This window comes from Pseudonocardia yuanmonensis (genome assembly GCF_039542425.1).
In the GTDB taxonomy this organism is placed as follows: Bacteria; Actinomycetota; Actinomycetes; order Mycobacteriales; family Pseudonocardiaceae; genus Pseudonocardia; species Pseudonocardia yuanmonensis.
Genome location: NZ_BAABIC010000076.1, coordinates 1 through 560 on the forward strand (window position 1 = coordinate 1; position 560 = coordinate 560).

Below are 560 nucleotides of genomic sequence, written 5' to 3' on the forward strand. Positions count from 1 at the left end.
CAGGAGACCGACAGTGCAGTTGATCCGTTGCCCGTGGTGCGGCCCCCGCGAGGAGGTCGAGTTCTGCTACGGCGGCCAGGCCCACCTGGCCTACCCGGCCGAGCCGGCCGCCCTGTCCGACGAGCAGTGGGCCCGGTTCGTGTTCGTCCGGGACAACCCCAAGGGCCCCTTCGCCGAACGCTGGGCCCATTCCGCCGGCTGCCGGCGCTGGTTTCACGCCGTGCGCGACACCCGCAGCTACCAGTTCCTCGCCACCTACAAGATCGGCGAGCCCCGCCCGGAGGTGACCGCATGAGCCGGATCGACGGGTACGGGCGCATCGACCGCACCCGCACCCTGACCTTCACCTTCGACGGGCGCGCGTACACCGGCCACCCCGGCGACACGCTGGCCTCCGCCCTGCTCGCCCACGGCGTGCGCCGCGTCGCGACCAGCATCACACTCGGCCGCCCGCGCGGGATCACCGCCGCCTGGACCGAGGACCCCACCGGGCTGGTCCAGATCGAGGAACCCTTCCCCGAGCCGATGCTCCTCGCCAGCACGATCGAGCTGACCGACGG

Annotated in this window: 2 protein-coding genes; both read left to right on the top strand. The window is 72.5% G+C overall.

What is annotated here, in order from left to right; all coding sequences use genetic code 11:
- Positions 1-13: 13 nt before the first annotated feature.
- On the top strand, positions 14-295 hold the full coding sequence (locus tag ABD990_RS34185) for a sarcosine oxidase subunit delta (protein ID WP_345384945.1): 282 nt from the start codon (positions 14-16) through the stop codon (positions 293-295).
- The coding region (locus ABD990_RS34190; protein WP_345384946.1) for a (2Fe-2S)-binding protein at positions 292-560 on the top strand (269 nt) is incomplete at its 3' end. The genes ABD990_RS34185 and ABD990_RS34190, both read left to right, overlap by 4 nt.